General features: G+C 63.4%; 13 protein-coding genes and 2 tRNA genes. 8 read left to right on the forward strand and 7 right to left on the reverse strand.

From position 1 onward, the window contains the following. Window positions 1-81: 81 nt before the first annotated feature. Window positions 82-1,614, reverse strand: a complete 1,533-nt coding sequence (locus VIN30_RS06565; RefSeq protein ID WP_338210226.1) for a helix-turn-helix transcriptional regulator — start codon at window positions 1,612-1,614, stop codon at window positions 82-84. Window positions 1,615-1,751: 137 nt separating this feature from the next. Here VIN30_RS06565 and VIN30_RS06570 point away from each other — a divergent pair, with 137 nt between their 5' ends. From VIN30_RS06570 to VIN30_RS06585, 4 genes are all read left to right on the forward strand, one after another. Next, a complete protein-coding gene (locus tag VIN30_RS06570) occupies window positions 1,752-3,326 on the forward strand; it encodes an FAD-dependent oxidoreductase (RefSeq protein WP_338210228.1) in 1,575 nt (524 codons plus the stop codon). A gap of 92 nt (window positions 3,327-3,418) precedes the next feature. Next, a complete protein-coding gene (locus VIN30_RS06575) occupies window positions 3,419-5,131 on the forward strand; it encodes an FAD-binding protein (RefSeq protein WP_338210230.1) in 1,713 nt (570 codons plus the stop codon). A 292-nt stretch (window positions 5,132-5,423) separates the two neighbouring features. Further along, window positions 5,424-5,714 carry an AbrB/MazE/SpoVT family DNA-binding domain-containing protein gene (locus VIN30_RS06580; RefSeq protein WP_326424477.1) on the forward strand — a complete coding sequence of 97 codons (291 nt, stop codon included), beginning with the start codon at window positions 5,424-5,426 and terminating at the stop codon, window positions 5,712-5,714. Between the two features lie 2 nt (window positions 5,715-5,716). After that, window positions 5,717-6,067: a type II toxin-antitoxin system PemK/MazF family toxin gene (locus VIN30_RS06585; RefSeq protein WP_338210233.1), complete on the forward strand. Its 351-nt coding sequence runs from the start codon at window positions 5,717-5,719 to the stop codon at window positions 6,065-6,067. A 70-nt stretch (window positions 6,068-6,137) separates the two neighbouring features. Here VIN30_RS06585 and VIN30_RS06590 read toward each other — a convergent pair whose 3' ends face one another. Further along, complete coding sequence (locus tag VIN30_RS06590; RefSeq protein WP_338210235.1) at window positions 6,138-7,415, reverse strand: hypothetical protein; 1,278 nt, start codon at window positions 7,413-7,415, stop codon at window positions 6,138-6,140. 257 nt (window positions 7,416-7,672) lie between these two features. Between VIN30_RS06590 and VIN30_RS06595 the strand changes: the two genes are divergently transcribed. Next, window positions 7,673-7,748, forward strand: a tRNA-Lys gene (locus VIN30_RS06595). A gap of 22 nt (window positions 7,749-7,770) precedes the next feature. Continuing rightward, window positions 7,771-7,844 (forward strand) — tRNA-Gln (locus VIN30_RS06600). A gap of 267 nt (window positions 7,845-8,111) precedes the next feature. Here the strand turns inward: VIN30_RS06600 and VIN30_RS06605 are convergent. Together VIN30_RS06605 and VIN30_RS06610 are read right to left on the reverse strand one after the other, a co-directional pair. After that, window positions 8,112-9,662, reverse strand: a complete 1,551-nt coding sequence (locus VIN30_RS06605; RefSeq protein ID WP_338210237.1) for a helix-turn-helix transcriptional regulator — start codon at window positions 9,660-9,662, stop codon at window positions 8,112-8,114. A 114-nt stretch (window positions 9,663-9,776) separates the two neighbouring features. Continuing rightward, complete coding sequence (locus VIN30_RS06610) at window positions 9,777-11,567, reverse strand: FAD-binding protein (RefSeq protein WP_338210239.1); 1,791 nt, start codon at window positions 11,565-11,567, stop codon at window positions 9,777-9,779. 208 nt (window positions 11,568-11,775) lie between these two features. Between VIN30_RS06610 and VIN30_RS06615 the strand changes: the two genes are divergently transcribed. Together VIN30_RS06615 and VIN30_RS06620 are read left to right on the forward strand one after the other, a co-directional pair. Continuing rightward, complete coding sequence (locus VIN30_RS06615) at window positions 11,776-12,651, forward strand: LysR family transcriptional regulator (protein ID WP_338210241.1); 876 nt, start codon at window positions 11,776-11,778, stop codon at window positions 12,649-12,651. 95 nt (window positions 12,652-12,746) lie between these two features. Further along, window positions 12,747-14,375, forward strand: coding sequence for an FAD-binding protein (locus tag VIN30_RS06620; protein ID WP_338210243.1), 1,629 nt, complete (start codon window positions 12,747-12,749; stop codon window positions 14,373-14,375). 243 nt (window positions 14,376-14,618) lie between these two features. Here the strand turns inward: VIN30_RS06620 and VIN30_RS06625 are convergent, their stop codons facing one another. From VIN30_RS06625 to VIN30_RS06635, 3 genes are all read right to left on the reverse strand, one after another. Further along, window positions 14,619-16,088 carry a helix-turn-helix domain-containing protein gene (locus VIN30_RS06625; protein ID WP_338210245.1) on the reverse strand — a complete coding sequence of 490 codons (1,470 nt, stop codon included), beginning with the start codon at window positions 16,086-16,088 and terminating at the stop codon, window positions 14,619-14,621. Window positions 16,089-16,210: 122 nt separating this feature from the next. Beyond that, window positions 16,211-16,717 (reverse strand): cytochrome c3 family protein, encoded by a 507-nt coding sequence (locus tag VIN30_RS06630; RefSeq protein WP_326424486.1) that lies wholly within the window; start codon window positions 16,715-16,717, stop codon window positions 16,211-16,213. A gap of 3 nt (window positions 16,718-16,720) precedes the next feature. After that, a complete protein-coding gene (locus VIN30_RS06635; protein ID WP_326424488.1) occupies window positions 16,721-18,463 on the reverse strand; it encodes an FAD-dependent oxidoreductase in 1,743 nt (580 codons plus the stop codon). Window positions 18,464-18,576 lie beyond the last annotated feature (113 nt).

The raw sequence follows: 18,576 nt of genomic DNA on the forward strand, positions 1-18,576 counted from the left end.
CCAGAGCGCCGCCGCCTTGTCGGCAAGAGGGGATAATAGCACACCAGAAAGAACGATGCAAGCCGCCCGCAAGCAGATGCGCTAAGCATCTTGCAAGCCATCCACCAATCGCATGAGCTCGTCTTTGGTCTTGATGCCCATCTTCGCATAGGCGTGGTAGGCATGGGTGTCCACCGTGCCCTTGGAGATGAACAGCGCCTCGCGCACATAGGATCGGCTGCGCCCCTGTGCGAGCAGCGCGACCACCTCCGCCTCGCGCGGTGTGAGGCGGTAAGCCCGCTCCAAAGCTGCGCCCAACTGCGCTACCGGATCTATCCCCTCTTCCCCGACGCCTTCCGATGCTACGACCGCCGAACTAGATGATTCGTCGACAGCCCTCACCACCGAATCACGACTGTTCCCCAGCACAAGGGCCACGGCAACGACAAAGGGAATAAGGGCAAAGAGCATGAGGGTGGGAAACCCGATTTGAGCCGCCACGGGCCGCAATCCACTCCATAGAAGCGATCCGAAGAGCCCCGCCGCGTTGATCACCGCCATGCCCAGCGCAAAGGCGGCGGCCTCGTGGCCGCGCCAGCGCTTGGCAACGTAGACGAAGAAAAGCTTTGCCACGATCTCGAATCCCAGATCGACCACGAGAACCATGATGAACGCGGCCGACATGAACGGCCCGAAACCCAAAGAAGCGCACGCGATTCCCCCCAACGTCAGGGGAAGGGCCCAGCGGTACAGGGTGGAGAGGCCGAACCGCCGCGTATACCGCAGGGCGAGCCAAAGCACGCCCCACAGCACCATGGCTGCCAACGCGAAAAAACCCATGATGGTGAAAAACGTGCCGTTTTGAAGGGAGGACACAACCGACCAAATGAAGGAGAGGGAAAAGAAAGCACACAGTAGGTTGACAAGCGGACCAAGGCTCTCGAGCCGCAAGCGCAGCTGCGCGCAGTGCGACACTCCCTCGCGACAGCCCGTGCCGGCATCCGGGAGCGCAGCTCGCAAAAGCCCGGACAAGCCGATTTGGGCTCCTACAGGAAGAAGCATCAGAAGACCGAGAATGGCAGGACGCAAAAGACGGGAGGCCGTCGAGGCGAAGCCAACCACGAGCACCACTGCCGCAAACGTTCCGCACCAGCTCAGTGCCGTTCGTTCCACATCCTCGGGGTCTATTTGCGTCAGAACGACACCCCACACTGTCGTGCACGCAGCCATACCGGCGCCCGCCGCAACGCCACCCAAGCCCGCAAGCCAACCGACGGAAGGAAGCAGAAAAGCTTGGCAGCCAAGGGCTCCGCCTCCCACCAACATTCCGGCGCAGCCCACCCACGACAGGGGCATCCAAGCCCGCCGGCCTCTCCGCTCGCATAAAAGAACCGCCAGAGCGTACCCACACAGTGCAGAGAGCAAATAGGAGTCTTCGGAGAACCCCAAGCCCGCAAGATGGGAGCCAGCGAAAAAATCCGGCGATATAAAGTGCACGAGATAGCCCCAGGCCCACAGCAGGCCGCTGGCATACAGCTTGAGCGACTTAGGCACGTTCCCCCCTCCCTCCAAAGGGAAACTGTACCAGAAGCACCCCCACACGATCTGGAAAAGGCCCCCTTTTCTGAAAATCAAGCAATATGCTTGAGAAGATTTGCCCAGATCAAAGCATTTCGCTCGATGCGAGGCGCATCGAGCGGCTCCATACTTCTCCCACGGCGGCATTCACCACCGAATCCGCCTCCAATCCGCACGAGAACAGGGAGGGTACCATGATCGCAATATCACGCCGCAACTTTCTCAAGACCGCTGGAGTGCTGGGCAGCGTCGCCGTCGCCGGAAACCTCGCGGGCTGCGCGCCGAAGGCCGGCGGCGAGGACAACCTGGCCGCAACCGGCGACCAGGGCAGCAGCGAGAACGCAACCTACGACATCGGCGAGACGAAGGACTGCGACATCGTCGTCGTAGGCGGTGGAATGTCCGGACTGGCCGCAGCCGTCTCGGCATCGGAGACAGGCAAGCACGTCATCCTCGTGGAGGCGAACACCGTTACCGGCGGAAACGGACACGGCACCGAAGGCATCTTCGGCTGCGGGTCCGCCCTGCAGAAGGAACTGGGCATCAACTTCACCTTCGAGGACGTCATCGGCGCGGAGTTCAACTTCTTCAACTATCTCATCGACGCCCTGGCCTGGAAGGATCTCGTCGAGGCATCGGCCGGCAACATCGATTGGCTGATCGGCAACGGTGTGCAGTTCGACGGCGTGGACAACTACCGCGGCCAGGGAAAACTCGATGCGTTCCACTGGTATGCGGGAGGCGCCGCGGAGGGCTACATCAACCCCATGACGGCCAAAGCCGAGGCGCAGGGCGTGGAAATCTTGCTGAGCACGCGCGGACGCCAGCTGGTCAGCGACGGCACAGGGGTATGCGGCATAATCGCCGAGTCATCCGATGGAACCTTTATCCAGATTAACAGCCCCGGCGGCGTCATCCTCGCCACGGGCGGTTACGCCGACAACGACGACAAGCTGCGCGAGATGGGCATCGACCCCGAGCGCGTCTCCCGCAAGGGATTCCCCTGCCACGAAGGCGACGGCCTGGACATGGCCGTTGAGGCAGGCGGCGTCGACGAGCGGCACAAGCGCTGCGTGATGCGCGAGCCGGGTACGCTGGGCTGCGACTTCGAATCGGCCTTCGGTGCCCTGGGCATTCACAACGGAGGCCCCGTTATGTACGTCAACCAGAACGGCGAGCGCTTCACCAACGAGAACGCCATCGCCGGCAATGCCGCCTTCGCCGCAAACTGCATCCTGGGTCAGAAGCGCTCTTTCACCATTGCCAATACTGAGACGATGGCCCTCATCGACGCCACGGTTCCGCCTATCGCCGACAGCCTCTCCAAAGCAGCGGACGAGGCATTGCAGGACAGCGAAAAGGGTGTCTATCGGGCCGACACCATCGAAGACCTCGCAGATCAAATCGGCGTAGACGGCCCCATGCTCGCCGCGCAGCTCGCTCGCTACAACGAGTTGTGCACCGCCGGCCGCGACAGCGATTTCGGCAAAGAGACCGAAATGATGGTGGCCATGGAGTCGGGTCCCTACTGGGCTTTCGAGCACGGACTGTTCTACTTCTCCACCATAGGAGGCATCAAGACCAACCGCAAATTCGAAGTCTGTGATGCCGACGACAACCCCATTGCCGGCCTTTGGGCGGTGGGTACCGACGGCTGCAATTTGTACGGCGACACCTACACCGTCATGATGCCTGCATCCTGCATGGCGAACAACATCAATTCCGGACGGTGCGCCGGTCAGGCCGCCATTGCCCGCTGCGACGCCTAGAGGCGCTGGGTTCTTCATAACCGCAAGATCAATTCAGCTTAGCAGCATATTTACCCGCCTATTTACCCAATAGATCGAGGAGGAACACCCTCATGGCAGAGATCACCCGCCGTAGCTTTTTCAAAACCGCCGGAGCCCTGGGAAGCATCGGACTTGCTGCCGGCCTCGCAGGTTGTGCGCCAAGCAACACTGAAACGGCAGCCTCCGGCGAAAGCAGCTCCAACGACAGCGCGACAACCGCCGGGGAGCCGTTGTTCCTTACGCCACCCGAGGCCATCGCCGATGACGCCATCGCAAATACCGTAGATGCCGACGTGGTGGTGGTAGGGGCTGGCACCTCCGGTCTAGTGACGGCACTTTCCGCCCTTGAGAATGGCCTTTCCGTACAGCTATTCTCCGCCAGCAGCGCGCCCGTCGCCCGTGGCGGCTCCAATTGCGGCATCTACAGCAAGGCCATGGAAGCCGCCGGCGTGGAGAAGATCCCCTACGACGTAGTGACCAACGAGCTGATCCAGGCCTCGTATATGCCCGACCAGCAGAAGTGGGCTCGTTACTACGAGCATAGCGAGGAATCGATGAACTGGCTCATCGACATCATGGAAAGCGCCGGCTACATGACCGTGCTCGAGCAAAACGCAGGCTTCCCGGCTACGAGTCCCTTCTACCAGCCTTTGGGCAGCCACAGCTGGTGCACGTCCGAAGAGCCCATAGCCGGCGGCGGACAGCCACTGGTCGTGGACACCTTGGCCCGGGAAATTGAGAAGGCCGGAGGCACCATCACCTATAACACCGTGGCCAAGCAGCTGGTGCGCGGCGGAAAGGCCAACGGCACCGAGGGCCGCGTTGAAGCCGTCATCGCCCAAGCCGCCGACGGCTCCTACGTTAAATACGCGGCCGCAAAGGCCGTCGTGCTCGCCACCGGCGACTTTTCGGCCAACCGCGAGATGATGGAGAAGTACTGCACTTGGGCCGCCCCCTTCTTTGAAGGCATCGACGAGGAGAATATCGACTACGACATAACCATCAACATGGGAGGCCTGTACCGCGGCGACGGCCAGCGCATGGGCCTGTGGGTCGGCGCAGCATGGCAGAACATCGACCCCAACTGCTGCATGGGCGGCAACATCTGCTGCGGCCCCTGGCGACAGCTGCAGGAGAACTTCCTGGGTCTTCTGGTGAACAAGAACGGCCAGCGCTACATGAATGAGGCCGCCACGAGCGCTCTCGGCGGCATGCCGGCACTCCAGCAGCCCGACCATACGATCACGGCCATCTGGGACAGCAACTATGCCGCCTTCCTGGGCGACACTTGGCACCCCTTCGGAGCGGCCTACGGCATTACCCCCACGCTCGCCCCCGACGAGGTGGTAGCCCAGTGGAACGAGCAGGCCAACAACGGCGCCTACATACGCGCCGATAGCCTAGAGGAGCTCATCTCCATGGCGGACTTGCCCATTGAGACTCTCGATACCATCAAACACTACAACGAACTGTGTGCCGCCGGGAACGATGCCGACTTCCACAAGGGCGCCGAATATCTTGCTCCTATCGAGCAGGGTCCCTTCTTCGCTGCGAGCAAGGACACCCCCGACGCGATGACGGTGCTCGGCGGCCTGAGGACTAACGAGCACATGCAGGTATGCGACGAGAACGACGAGCCGCTACCGGGCCTTTACAATGTGGGCACCATGGTGGGCGACTTCTACGCCGGCATCTACACCTTCCAACTGTGCGGCGTGAACCTGGGAGCCACATGCCTGACCTTCGGCTATCTCACCGGCAAACACATCGCCGAGAACGAGTAGCGCGACACCCTGGCAGTCACCGCTCAACCGCCGCCCGAAAGCCTCCCCGTGTGGCCGCCCAGCTCCTTGCTGAGCGGCCACACCTTTTCGCAATTGCCTCAACTTGCAGACAGCCTGCTAGGATAGCCCCCCCAGGATCCTCTTCCCGGAGAAACAAGAATACATTATCGTTTCAGTATTCTGCAGCAATCAGATTAACGTGCTGGGATCATTTCGAATGGAAACGGTTCCTTCCGCTTGCCCAACAGCAGCATTATGGGATATACTTATGTATATACGAAAGGAGCGTTCCATGTCGGTTGCAACAAACATAGCATCGTGGGGGAACTCCGAGGCGGTGCGCATACCCAAGAGCCTTCTTCGCTCCGTAGGCCTTTCCGCAGGCGACAGCGTGCGCATCGGAACGACAGAGCGCGGAATTATCGAGATCACGCCCATCAAGCGCGAGCATCGGCGCGTACAACCCAAACGCGGCATCACCTTTGATTCGCTTTTCGAGGGATACAAGCCCGCTCGGCAAAACGCGGCCGCTCCATGGCCGACGGATGACATGCTGGGTGCCGAGTTGGAAGCATGGTCGTAGCCATGATTGCCGAACAAGGAGACATCGTCAGCCTCAACTTCGACCCGTCTCGTCGTCACGAGCCTGCGGGAAGACACTATGCGGTGGTGCTGAGCCCTTGGCACGTGAACCGTATGTCCGCGCTTACGCTTCTTGCGCCCATAACCTCTCGAGACAACGGCTATCCGCTCCATGTGCCTATCGCCGAGGGGAACGACGTGCACGGATTCGTGCAGTGCGAGGCCATTCGAGCCATGGACCTCAATGTGAGGGAGCAGGAAAACGCGGCCGAGATCATCGGAGCCATCGACGACAATACGCTCGCCGAGGTGCTGGCCTGCGTCCTCGTCGTCCTGGGCGTGGAGGACATCTGATCTGGGTAAGCCCCGCCGCCCTTCATACGCACGTCGCAAAAAGGTCACACGAGACGGCCGAATCGCTTCCCTACTCCCCCACGTACTCGCGTTGGCGCTGGCGGGCGAGCTGCAGGCCGCGGGCGACGAAGCCCTGGCCGAACACCTCGCGGATCTTCCACGCATAGCGCGTCTCGGGCTCGTCGAACTTGCGGCGCTGAAAGGCCAGGCACTCCCGCACCGACTCGCCGAAGTCGTCGTAGAACTCCTCCATGGCATCGATGATCTTCTTCGCCGCCTTCACCACCGAGTGCGCGCTGCCATCGGGCATCACGATCTTCACCGTCTTCAGGTCGTAGTGCGCCGCGTTCTTGAAGTTCTGCACGGCCTGCACCTGATCCTTCGCGGCCAAACGCGGCCCCTCCGTGGAGGCGGCCCACACCAAGAACAGCTGGCTGAACAGCACATCGCGCTCGTCGATGCCGGCACGCACGAGCGGGTTCAAGTCCACCATGCGCAGCTCGATATGGCTGATGCCCTCCTTCAGGCCCTCCAAACTGTAGGGCCCGAAGTTCTTCAGGCGGATGGGATAGTACAGCTCGGAGGGATAGCGAATCATGCCGTTGTCGATGTAGCGCTGGATGGAGTCGGCATAGGCAGTGGCGTCTGCGTAATCCAGAATGGGCGCGAAGAAGTTCCAGTAGCCCAATTCCGAGCAGCGCACCGTCGCCAGACCCTGGAACAGGTCGCCACCGATCTTGCCTTTCTCCACAAACGATGAATCCATCACGGGGCTCGCGGCCATCACCGCCGTGAGGATCCAGCCCCAAGTGACGCAGTTCTCGGCCAGGCGTACGTACAGATTGTCGCGGTAGGCGTTGAAGTCGTCGCCACCCGTCAGGGCGAAGTCGGCGCGCAGGAGCTCCTCGCCGAGGGAGTAGTTGACGTGGATGCCCGAGAAGGCCATCTTGTAGCGGCCGTAGCGGTCGGAGAGGTACTCGCGGTAGGCTGTTTTATCCGCATCGGCGCCGAAGTACTGCGCGATGGGAATGTCCTTCTCCCCCAGGATATAAGGCGGATTGGAGAAGGGCCACAGAAGCTCGCGCTCGGGCAAGTTCGCGATGGCCTGCTGCACGAGGCCGTTGTAGTGCTCCAGCGACTGCACCGCCTCGGCGGGAGTGGGGCACACCGGTGTGTTCACCTCTACCTGGTTCTCGGAGAAATCACGCACAATGTGCACGTCGTCGGCGAAATCGGCAGGAGTGTGGGCGAGAAAGCCGCCACCGTCGATGCGCAGCGACTCCTTCTCTAGGCCGAAGCCGCCCTCTAGCAGATGCGGGCGGACCGAATCGTGACGGGCATGCAGCATGATTGCCTCCCCAAGGGTGCGACGGGCGGTACGCACCGCCCGCATGGCGGCGACCTCGGCCCCGCCATCTCTGATGTTCGCGCTTAAGTTTACCAGTTGCGACTTCTCCCCACGGAAACAACAGTGCAACGCCATCGATCGGTCACCGCCCCCCCCACCCGCGCAGCCGCTACGTTTCCCGCCCAGAATCCCCTCGCTCGATTTCACATTGACCGCACAGGACGCGAGCGGTAAACTATACGCTTGCGTGAAGAGAAGGGCCTTTAGCTCAGTTGGTAGAGCAGGGGACTTTTAATCCCAAGGTCGCGGGTTCGATCCCCGCAGGGCCCACCACTTTTTTCACTTCGCCTGGCACTGGGGTATCGTCCAACGGCAGGACTCTGGTTTTTGGTACCAGCTACCTAGGTTCGAATCCTAGTACCCCAGCCATTTTCTTCTCCCTTTCAGCAACGTGTGCATTTCAGATTCGTGCGAGACGGAGATTCGAACCGCGAGGTGAAAATGCGTTAAGAAAACAGTCCTGTGGACTGTTCTTAGCATTTTGGCCCGCAGCGCTTGCGCAAGGGCTATGAGCGTCCGCAAAGCGGACGCGGGAATCCTAGTACCCCAGCCATTTTTCTCCCCCTTCCAACAATGCCCGCCTATCAGATTCGTGCGAGATGGGGATTCGAACCGTGAGGCCAAAGCATACAGGCGCTACTCCCCCAAGCATGCCGCCACGGCGTTGAACAGCTCCACGCGCGTGTGCACCCCCAACTTCTCGTAAATGTGGCGCGTGTGACTCTTCACCGTTTCCGGCGACACGACCAGCATCTCGGCAATATAGCCCCGATCGTAGCCACGTACCAGGCAAGGGAGAATCTCCGCTTCGCGCGGCGTGAGCCCGAAACGCTCCGTCGCCCGCGCGCAGCCGAGTGCCATACCCGCCTCGCTGGCCAGAGAAGTCGGAGGCTTGTCCTCTTCTTGCATGCCCATTGCCACTGGCGCGCTCAGCTTTGCCATCAGCACGATAACCGCAAACAGCAGCACATAGATCATGGCATTGGACGCTGTCGCCATAAACGATGCCGACCCCAGAAACGCCTGCACGCCGCCGCCAGCCCAGGCGCCAACAATCTGACCTGCCTGGTTGGCGAAGAAGCCGGCGACGAACACCCGCATGGGATCGGCGGCCTGCTGAGCGTACAGAACGCAGAACACCCACATCAACCCATAGAAGTACATGAATCCCATGGTATGCAGGCCCAAGGCCAACGCCGACTGGTACGCTGCCTGCTGCACCACGACGGTAAGAATGATGAACGCCCCCGCAATAAAGGCAATGGCACGATAGAACAAGGCGAAAGACTCGCCCTCGCTGGGCACACGAGAGCCCAGCAACATAACGGCCGCCCCCAAAGTAGCCGCCCCAAACACCACGGCCCTCTGAACCAGTGTCACATCGGCGTCCATAAGCTCGCGCAACAGGCCCGCCGATACGCCCAACACCACCGCCAAGGCCAAGAACAGCGTGAGATGCTTCGACACCGGTGGTTTGACAGTCGTCTTTTCGCCGGCCTCGCCACCTACGGCCCTTCCCCTCTCGGCAGCTGCCGCCCGATCCGCGGGCTTCACTGCAGGGCCGACCGCCTCGCCGTCGAATCCCTCGGCGCCCACCGCCCGGACGAAGGAGCGTGCCAGAAGCAGCGGCAAAACCACCATCAGCCCATGGGCCGCAACAGGAGGCACCAACGCCACAGCCAGCGTCACCAGAGCGGCGCCGGCAAGCCCCACCGCCACGAACTGCATGACCGTACTGACGTCGTAGCGCGTGATCACCCGGCCCCAATAAGCCGACATAATGCCCGTGCCCACTCCCGAGGCCAAAGCACTTGCGACAAAAAGCGCCGCGCCCCACGGCGCGAAACCGTGGGAGAGTGCCGCTAACACCGCGCTGGCGGCCATGCAGCCCGTTCCCAAGTGCACGCCAGCCCGCCGCAACGTGCGCCACCGCCCCGGCAACCCCAAAAACACCAGCAAGGTGGCGGTGCACACCAGAAGCGACGTGAGCCACAGCCCATGGAGCACCAAAGACGAAGCATCTTCGCTAAAGGGCGCGCGGAACACGCCGCTCCAGCTCATGGCGAACACCCAGCCGTTGAACAGCACCAGCGACCACACGACATCGCAGCCGCCGCGCACCACCGTCGCCAAGTGCTCGGCAGAGCGCAGCAGCGTCTTTCCCGAACGCTCGGGCTTCCCCGCCATATTCCCACCTCCTCGCGCCTCCATGCCGAAGGGCGCAGCGTACCGGGAGGGAAAGCACGCTGCGCCTATCGTTTATCGCCCGTTTCCACGAGCCGCTATTGTACCCGCTCGGCTTTACTCGTTCTCAACGATGAACTTGCCCGCCAGGTAGCTGAGTGTCAGATTGGCACCGTAGGTGAATCCGGGGATCATGTAAGTGTACTGGGCGTAGAACATGTCACCGATCATGGAGCCCACATTGTACAGGCCCTCGATGGGGTTGTCGTCCTCGTCGCACACGCGCATCTCGTCATCGGTGCGCAGGCCGCCCAGAATGGTAAGGAAGAAGCTGGTGTCCGAAGCCGCCCCGTAGAAGGGGGCCTTCGCCACGGGCGTCATCAGCTTGGGATTCTTGTGGAACTGGGTGTCCACCCCGGCCTCGCAGTCGGCATTGTACGCGGCGATCTCGTCCAACGTGGTCTCGGGCAAACCCAGCTGCGCAACAAGGTCCTCCAGCGTGTCGGCCTTCACGAACATCCCGTTTTCCACCATGGGCTCCCACGATGCCACCACTTCCTCGGGCGTCATGGAGGCGTCCTGACCGTAGGGCACGCTGCCGTTGATCCACGGCAAGCCGTACTGCTCGGCATAGTTCATATCCCAGATGGCATAAGACACGCCGCCCGGGCAGCCCATCTGCGTAGTGAAGGGCATGTTGCCCAGCGCACCGTACTCGTTGCAGTAGCGCTTGCCCTCGCGGTTCACTGCGCAGCCCGTGAACGGAATGACACCGTCCATGGGACCGGCCTTCACGCCGCCGCCATTGGGGCAGGCCGGCCACGCCTTCTGCCACGCCGCGCCGCACCACAGGCCCATCTTCTGGCCGTCACCCGGATACAGGCCGCCGTAGAACAGCTCCTTGTCGTAATCGACGGGCGCGTCGAACTGGTCGGGCGTGATGTAGGCCACCGCCTGGGGCGCATATTTGGCCATCATTTGACGATTCGTGGAGAAGTCGCCCGTGGCCAGCACCACGGCCTTCGACCCTACGTACTTCGCGTAGGTGCCGTCCTCGCGCTCGGCGATAACCGCCGTCACACGGCCCTCGGTGCCATTGGGCACGTCGCCGCGCACCAGCTGGCGAGCGATGTTCTTGTAGTAGATGGTGGTGCCCGAAAGCTCCTCGAAGCGACGGGCCAGCTCGTTTACGACCAGCGGCTGGTTCATGCCCATGCCGGGATGCTCGTCGTCGTACCAGCCATGGGCGCCGATCACGTAGTAAATGGAGTCTTCCTCGTTGTTGAAGGTGGGCAGCGGGGTTTCGATGCCGGTGGTGTAGCCTGCCGCCTCCATGATGTCGATGAGCCAGTTCATCACGGCCTCGGAGTTGTTGTAGTACTTGTACCACTTGCGCGTATCAACGCGGGCGCCGTTAGCCTGCAGCTCCTTCTCGAAGAACATGGCATCGTTGCGCGGAATGCCCATGGCCTCCATATACTTGGAGTACACGGCGTGGTTCGAGCCGCCGCGGCTGATGGGTTTGCTGCTCGCCGAGATGAGCACCACCTTCGCGCCTTCCTCGGCGGCGGCGTTGGCCACCGTCAGGCCGCCCGTGCCGGCTCCCACCACCACAATATCCGCCTCAATGGTCTCGGCAATCTGGTCGTCGGCAATAGCCTCGTCGGGAATCTCGAAACTCCACTTGGCGAAATAGGAGTCGGCGTCCATGGCACCGCCCGCTGCGGCCGTGCCATCCGCCGTGTCGCCCGCGGCACCGACCTTGCCATCCTCGGCGCTCGGCGCGCAGCCAGCCAGCCCCGCCATGGCAGCACCGGTAGCCGCCACGGCTGCTCCCGCCAGGAAATTACGGCGGGACATCGCGCCCCGCGCCACAGCGCCCACGCCCTCGTTCGGATCGAAATACATCGTTCCCTCCCTTGCATTCCACAGGACAAATTTCACCGGCCGCCTTTTGCGGCCGTCTCCAATGTATCCAACTGACCTGGTCGTTTTCCATCACCCAAACGGGGGAAATGCTGCGGGGAGGCCAAAAGACCTCTCCGCATCGCCCCGAGCATGGGCAAAACACGCGCGTTCGGGTATGCTGACGGGAACTTTCGGGAAAGGACGTCTCATGCGCACTTCGCAGCTCGAGTACTTTATCGCAGTAGCCGATACGGGCAGCTTCACCCAGGCGGCCGAGCGATGCCATGTGGCGCAGCCGGCCATCAGCCAGCAGATCCAGGCCCTTGAAAAGGAGCTGGGATTCTCCTTGTTCCTGCGTAGCACCAAAGGCGTGCAGCTGACGGCGGCCGGACGCCAGTACTATCGCGACGTGTCCGGCATCCTGGATGCCCTGGAGCGCGCCGATCGGCACGCCTCCTCCATTGCCCGCGGGCAAGCCGGGTCGCTGGACATCGGCGTGGCCAGCTCGGGTCAGATGGGGCTCTTCCAGGTTATCCGCCGCTTTTGCACCACCTATCCCGAGATTCGCATCGGGCTGCACCGCGCGCTTTCCCGCATGCAGGAGGAGCATCTGCGCGCCGGCGCTTACGATGTGGCGCCCGCGCCGCCCTGCGCTTTCGCCGATCGCGAGGGGCTGGCCGTCGCCGGTGCCGCTCGCGAGCCGCTGCACATCATCATGAGCGAGTCGCACCCCCTGGCGGCGCGGCGCTTTCTGGATGTAGAAGACCTGCTTGCCTATCCGCACATCATCGCCGACACACCCGGCGACGAGCTGGCGCTGGCTACCTACCCCTACCTGGCCGAGCACCCCGAGGTCATGCTTTCGCGCGCCGAGGACCAGGGCATTGCCTGGATGATGATGACCCTGGGCCTGGGCATCGAGGCGGTGCCCGAGACCGTCATCGCATCGCTCGACCAGGGCTATGTCGCCCGCGCAGTGCAGGGCTACGACGCATCGCTGGAGATCGGGTGGGTGTATAGGGCCGACAACGACAACCCAGCTCTGGAAAAGTTCCTCGATTTCATTAGCGACCAGCATTTATAAGAAACGCTTCTAGGTATCGAGCAAAGAGATATTTCCCAAAACGCCGCCGGCGCGCCTAGACTGGGGCCATCCGAAAGAGGGAAAAGGAGGACCCCATGAACGAGAACATCACCACCTTGAAGCTGACGCGCCGCAACTTCCTGGCAGGTTCGGCCGCCGCCCTGCTCGGCACCGCCGGGGCCGCCGGCCTGGTCGGGTGCGCGCCGGCCGCCAAAGACGACGAGAAACTGGCCGACACCGGCGAGGCGCCCGCGCCGAAGGAGCCCACGGCCACCCGCGACGCCGACATCGTCATCGTCGGCTCGGGCGCGGCCGGCTGTTTCGCCGCCTACGAGGCCGCCAAGGCCGGCGCCGGCAGCGTGCTGGTGGTCACTAAGAGCGGCAACGCCACCGATTCCAACTTCAACGAGATCACCGGCACCGCCTCGGTGGAAACGGCCGCGCTGAAGGAAGCCGGCGAGACCTACACCGTGGACGACATGTACGAGCGCATGATCAACTACGCCCACTGGACGGTGAACGCCCGCCTGCTGCGCGAGTGCGTCAGCCTGCTTCCCAGCAACATCGACATCTTCGACGAGATGGGCGTCGAGACCATGGTGCTGGGCGACCGCTACAACTTCGGCTTCCTGAACGTGCACGGATTCACCGGCAAGAACAAGGGCGTGAACTTCGAAGAGGGCCTCACGGCACTTGGGGTGGAGTTCCTCTACGACGCCCCGGCCACTCACATTCTCATGGAGGACGGCCGCGCCGTGGGCGTGCAGTGCGAGAGCGGCAAGGACGTCATCAACGTGAATGCCAAGGCCGTGCTCGTGTGCACCGGCGGCTATTTGGCCAACGAGGAAAAGATGGCCGCCGAGTACGGCGGGTGCAAGGTGGTCAGCATGGGCTCGCTCAACAACACCGGCGATGGCGAGCGTATTGTGCTGGAGGCCGGCGGTGTGGCCGAGCGCATCCGCGGCCTGGGCATGAACGACATCTACGGCATGAACGAGAAGAGCACCATCTCGGTGTTCGACGCCAACCCCTTCATGCAGCTGGCCTTCTACGGCGGCCTGCTGACCGACCCGGCGGGCAAACGCTTCATGAACGAGTACATGCTGGCCCAAGAGCCCATGAACGGCGGCGGCGAGGCCACCCTGCACGAGAAGTGCTACTACGCCATCTTCAGCGAGAACACGGTGAACGCCATGAAGGACGCGCCCTACTACCAGAACATCGGCGCACCGGCGGTGTGGACGTCCGCGGCCACAATGTTCAACGCGCCCTTGGCCGACTTCGACGCGAACCTGGCCGAGGCCCAGGAAGAGGGCTGGTGCTTCAAGGCGGCGACCCTGGCCGAACTGGCCGAGCTGACGGGCCTTACCGCCCTGCCCGAGACCGTGGCCGAGTACGACCAGATGGTGGCGGCCGGCGCCGACACGCTCTTCCTGAAGGACCCCGCCTTCCTACAGCCCATCGAGGACGGCTCGGCGGCCTATTACGCCTTCGAGTACAACCCGAGCGCCTTCAACACCTTCGGCGGTCCGCGCACCGATGAGAACTGCTGCGCCCTGGACGCGAATTCCGACCCCATTCCCGGCCTGTACGTAGCCGGCGTTGAGAACGGCAGCCTGTTCTGCTCGCCCTACTACGCGGTGGGCGGATCGTGCTCGGGCCTGTCCCAGGCCTCGGGCCGCGTGGCCGCCCGCGCCATGGTGGACTACCTCAAGCAGGCTTAAGCGCACGCGAGCGGACCGCGGCCGTCGGACAGCGACGGGGGGCGTCCGCAGCATCGACCAACGTCCGCCGACTTCGGCAATCCGACCCTCCCCAGCGGAAGCTGCCCCTCTTGGCAGCTTCCGCTCTTTTTTTCGCGAAAAAGGCGCGGAAATCCGCCTGGGCTCGAACCGAAACCGCACGCCCGCTCCTTCGCGCCTGAACCCCGCGCATCAGGCACACTCGAGTCCCGCCACGGCCCGCCCCTATAGAGCGGTCTCGAGAAGCTCGGCGGCCTCGGCCTTCGAATGGACGCCCAGCTTACCGTACGCATGGCGCAGGTGCGTCTTCACCGTGTTGGCCGACAGATACAGCTCTTGCTCGATCTGCGATCGCGTCTTGCCCTGCAGCGCCAAGGTGAGCAGCTCGGACTCTCGCGCGGTAAGGCCGTAGCGCTCGGCCAAAGCGTCGCAGCGCGCCAGAAACAGCTCGTGGGGGCCCGGCTCGTGCTCGTCGGTACCGATGCCCACGCCCTGGGCTCCCCAGTCGGCGTTCACCGCCGTCTCGCTCTTCCAAATGAGCACGCACACGAGCACCAGCACCAAACCCGCCAGCGCCACCACCACGCGCACCAGCTGGCTGTCGTGCAGCGCCGTGGCCTGCACGAAGCGCATAAGCAGCAAGCCGGCCAGCAGGGGGAGCTCGGTGCATGCGCGCGTCACGGCGAACAGGCGCAGGCTGGGCACCTCGTAGCGGCGCACAATGCCCACCAGCACCAACAACACGAAAAACGTGAAGAACACGAAGGCGAATTTGGCAGTGAACGAAATCGCATTGCCCAGAAACCCGGCACCGAACGGCACCAGCACCAACGATGCCACCGCCAGCCCCAGGGCGGCCAGAGCCAGGGTGCGCGCGTCCAGCTTGTCGCGACGCAGCCACGCCAGCCCCAGCACCACCACCCCGAAGGCGCCGGTAGCGAGGATGCGGTGGATGGAGCCCATGTAGTCGGCGTTGGCCATGAACAGGCTCGACGTGCCCATGATAAAGCTGCCTATGGCCATGATGGCGAGCAACTTCAGCGGCATGGGATAACGCTGGGCCGCATCGGCGGGCGATTCCGAGGGCAGCACCCTCAGGGAAAGGGCCGCGGCCACCATAGACGCCAGCGGGCAAAGCGCCGTGGCCATCACGGCAAACGGAGGACGAAGCATGGCGATCAGGCAGGAAACGAGCAGCGCCGTGATGCACGAAAGGGCTCCGTCTACGATGGCCTGGGTCATGCCCATGGAGCAGTACACCTGGCCCCACAGGCAGAACAGCAGGGCACCGCCCACAGCCGCGGGAACCGCAAGGGAGAACACGGCCGCATAGGGCCATTCCCCGGGCAGGGCCCCCAGCCCGATCAATGCCGTCAGCACCGCCGTAAGCGTGGCCAGCGCAAAGCACGCCCGGGCATGATTCGACAGAACGCCTATCCTGCGCGCTCCTAGGGCCAAGACGATGAACGTGCCGATGTCGCCGACGCGCATGCCCATGTCGAAGGCGGTGCGGGCATCTAAGTCGCAACCCGGGCCGGGGAAGATGAGGGAGATATGGGTGCAGCTCAGCCACGCAATGAACAGCCCCATGCCCAGGAAGCGCACCGGGAAGATGCGCGCCGCCGAGGCCTCCTGCTCGAAATCGTAGGACGCCTCCTGCCCGCATCCCGGTGCCGGACGCTGCTTATCTGCCATGAAATCCCTTCCTCGCTCCCCGTTTACCAGGCAGTATAGCAACCGCCACGCCGAATAGCCAGCCACACGCAAAGGGAGCGACCGCAGTCGCTCCCTTGAAACGGCGTCTTTGCTGCCTCGTCCTAGACGGTCATCTCCTGGCCGCCGTTGGGGTGGCACTGCCCGCAGATATCGACCTGCTCGGCATGGCCCTTGTGGCACTCGTTGCAATCCTCGATGGTGCCGTGAATGGAATCGTGGGGATTGTAGTCGCCCAGATCTGCCGTACGCTCGGCCAGCGCGTCCCACGAGACATGGCAGTCGGAGCTGAGGCAGGTGGCGGTGTCGTTGTAGAACGTGCTCGAGCAGTCCGGCTCGCCCTCGATGCCGGCAGCCGCCAGCTGGTCGGCCAGGTTCCCCTGATGGCACGACGCGCAATCCTGGCCCAGAGCCGCGTGGTAGCCGGCCAGACCGGCCCCGTCCTCGGCATTGCTCCCATGCACGGGATACGCCGCCGCCAGATCGCCCGTGTCGGCGAGGGCGCCATCAGAGGCACCGCCGGCGGGCGCGCAACCCGCAGCCAGGCACAGACCGAACGCGATCGCAACCGCCGCCGCGGCGACGCCCTTCAAACGCAGTGACTTCCTCATTGCCTACACCCCCTGAGCGGCACTCTGGCCGGAAACGAAACCGAATGTAACGCAACGGCCGATGGACGGGCCGAAGATATGGCGCGGATAGTTCGTGTGGAAGAACCCGCCCGAGGCCCCGCCGGCGGCGTACAGACCCGGAATAACCTCGTTGTCGTAGTCGAGCACGCGGCACTCGTAATCCACCACCAGGCCGGATACCGTAGCCAGAATGGAGGACTGGTGCTTCACGGCGTAGTACTTCTCACCCTCGATCTTCACGGCCTTTTCCATGGGGCGGTTGAAGTCCTCGTCCAGCTTGTTGTCGACGAAGGTGTTGAAGCGCGCCACCTCGGCCACCAGGGTGTCGGCGGGCACCTCCATCAAGGCTGCCAGCTCTTCCAGGCTGTCGGCCTCGAACGCCCAGCCCTTCTCCTTGAACGGCTCCAGGGCCTCCAGCACCGCGGGAGCCGGCACCTGGGCGGAGCTGGCCACGCGCCAGCAGTTCTCGCCGTAATGGCGCTGGGCGGTAATGGCGTTGGAACGCGCCTGGAACGGCAGCGACTCGGAGGCGAAGCGACGGCCCTCCTCGTTGATCATCAGGCCGCCGGCCACCAGGCCCGTAATGCCCAGGTTAGAGGAATAGAAGGACTCGGGGCTGCCGAAATCGAAGTTCATAACAGCCGCCGGCAGCGGATCCATCTGGCCGCCCACGGCCAGGCCCATCAGCTGGCCGTCGCCGGTGGTGCCGTAATTGGGGCACCACGAGGCGGCGTTGGCGATGTCCTCGGGACGGCACCAGGCCTTCAGCATAGCCGGGTTGGCATCGAAGCCGCCCGTGGCGAGCACCACGCCCTTGGCCGCGTTCACGCGGAAGTAGCCTTCGCCGTCTTTGCAGATGGCGCCGGTCACCCGGCCGCCCTCCTCGCGCTCCAGCTTCACCACGGCGCTGCGGTAGCGCACCTCGGCGTTGGCGCGCTTGGAAAGCGTGTTCGCCAGATCCTTCACAATGTAGATGCCCGCGCCGCCGGCGTTCTTGATGGTCTGCTCGGACCACTGGGGCGACGTGAAGGTCACCTCAGTCTGCGGCACGTCGAAGTGGTGGGCGTTCTCGTTGTTGATCTTGAAGCCCTCGGTGATTTCACCTTCGCCCTCATCGAACTTGGCCTGAAGCCAGTCGGCGGCTTCCGGCGAGCGATCGGCCCACAGCTTGATGGGATCGATGGGCACGCGGTAGTAGGCGGCGTGGCGCATGCGGTCCATCATCAGCGGCTTGTCGCACACATAGTCCGCCGCGGCCATGGCGGCACCGCCCGTGACGCCCATGCCCTCGAACATGCCGCGGCCCTCGCTCATCTTCTCGAGGCAGAGCACGCGGGTGGCGCCGTCATCGGATGCCGACAGCGCGGCGCACACGCCGGTAATGCCGCAACCGGCCACCAGCACGTCGGTCTCCTCGGTGCGCACGATCTCGTCCTCGCCAATCTCGCGCAGCTCGAAGGCCACCTTGCCCTGACGGTCCATGTCCGTCGGCGCGTCCACCACGGGCACGTAGCGCACCTTGGTGGGGAACACCTGGGCGTACAGGTCGGTATCGAAGTTCGCGATGCCCGCTTCAACCGTCGCGGCGCCCTCTTCCTCGGCAAAGGCGCGCACGGGGGGAACCGCGGCAAAAGCGCCCGCCGCCGCAGCCGATCCCAAAAGGGCGATGCCGCCGGCCTTCAGGAAGTCGCGGCGACTCGGCGCGAAGCTTTTCGCCTTCTCCATCTTCACTCCTCCTTCAACGATGTCTCCCGAACGCGGGCGCCGCCGTCAAGCGCGGGCTCGCGTCTCTCGTGAACGCATTGTGAAGGCGAAAGAAGCTTTTGTCGTGGGTGAAA

The organism is Adlercreutzia wanghongyangiae, assembly GCF_035989245.1.
In the GTDB taxonomy this organism is placed as follows: domain Bacteria; phylum Actinomycetota; class Coriobacteriia; order Coriobacteriales; family Eggerthellaceae; genus Adlercreutzia; species Adlercreutzia wanghongyangiae.